The following is a 1,456-nucleotide window of genomic DNA, read 5'->3' as shown; positions in this document are numbered from 1 at the left end:
GGTCCGCCCGCAGCTCCACCGCCATCCGGGTCGCTCGCTCACGCAGCTCGTCGGGGTACTTCCTGGGTGCTGCCATGACTCTCATCCTCCATGGATTGAGAGCCTCCACCAGACCCGGGGCGATTCAGAGGACCCAAGCCTGCCATGAGCACCGTCGCCTCCGAGACCGCATCATCCGGCCTAATCCGGACTGGCCGCACCGGGGTGTCTCCATGCAACTTGTGGAAGATGAATACGCCGCTGCCACCGACCACGAGGTCGGCAATGACCCGAACGAATCTTGGATTGCCGTTGTTGCGGTTAGTGGCGCCGAAGGCGACGGTCATGACGGTCTCGGACACTCGTTCTCCTCGGGGTTCCGTGTTGCAGTGATCGAAGGCACACGCGTTAGCGAGGCTCCTTGCGGTCTCACCGGCGGGCGAGTCCTCCACCCATTGGTTACTTGATGACCAACTGGTTCTTGTGGAGTGCCCGGCTGTAAGCCGTTGCGTGTGTGACGCCTACTCGGGTGGCCCCGACTCCGGCGGCTGCGGCGCCTGCGTTGGCCGTGAATCCCGCCCATGCTCCGGGATCGTTCAGCTCGAAGAGAACGGGAACGACCATGGCAACGGCGGTCATGACTCCTTGGGCGACACGCCACCCACCCCCTGTCCGAGTCAGGTTCTGGCCCGCCGCGTGGACTTCCTTGCGCATGGATTCGACGACGGCAACGAGGTGCTCAGGGTCATTAGCAAGGCAGTCTTCAACGTCGTGAAGGTATCGAGAAACGGAAGCGAGGTAGTTCTGACGGAGTCGGTCGCCCTTGCTGCTCAGCCTGAAATCAAGGAAGGCCTCCAACGGCGCTGAGTCATTCACGGCTCGCACGGACGGCACCTCGACACGGAGCGCCGGCACCCAGTCGGCATGACTGGGTGGCGCGGCCGCCCTGACGAGCGACGCGCTGCTGTTCGCATCGAGCACCAGGGGTTCACGTGGGCCCCCTTCGGGCTTGGCGTAGTTCGCAAGAAGGCTCATCAGATGAGCCGCGGTTCTTGGGTCTTTGACCCGCAGATCTCCGTGCTGGGTCTCAACCGCGAGTCGCTCGTCAACCAGTGCTCGTTGAAGGCCCGCGCCGACCTTGGAAGCGTAGAAGAACTGCCCGGAGTCCAGAAGGTTCTGCACTTCCTCCTTGCGATCCCCCGGCGCGTCGTGGGAATCGCTATCCCGAACAGAAAAGCCGTTGGACCTGAGCCAGGCCTTTCGATCGTCCTCTGAGACGGCGACTCGCTCGGTCAAGGCGCCGAGGTCTGAGCTCAGCACGTCATGGTCGATCCGACAGGCCGTGAAGAGTGGGACTGCTGCACGGACGGGTGACAGTTTTGGTTAGGCCGCCTGGGTGGCGGTTGTCGTCATGATCAGCTCGTATTCGACCGGGGTCAATCGTCCGAGAGCAGCCTGCCTCCGTCGACGGTGGTAG

General features: G+C 63.2%; 1 protein-coding gene. It reads right to left on the bottom strand.

Annotated features, from left to right (window positions below):
• Window positions 1-438 precede the first annotated feature (438 nt).
• Window positions 439-1,299, bottom strand: a complete 861-nt coding sequence (locus IEZ24_RS21370; protein WP_129457165.1) for a hypothetical protein — start codon at window positions 1,297-1,299, stop codon at window positions 439-441.
• Between the last annotated feature and the right edge of the window lie 157 nt (window positions 1,300-1,456).

It is taken from the genome of Nocardioides ganghwensis (assembly GCF_014779655.1).
Taxonomy (GTDB): domain Bacteria; phylum Actinomycetota; class Actinomycetes; order Propionibacteriales; family Nocardioidaceae; genus Nocardioides; species Nocardioides ganghwensis.
This window is presented reverse-complemented; position numbering and strand designations above follow the sequence as displayed.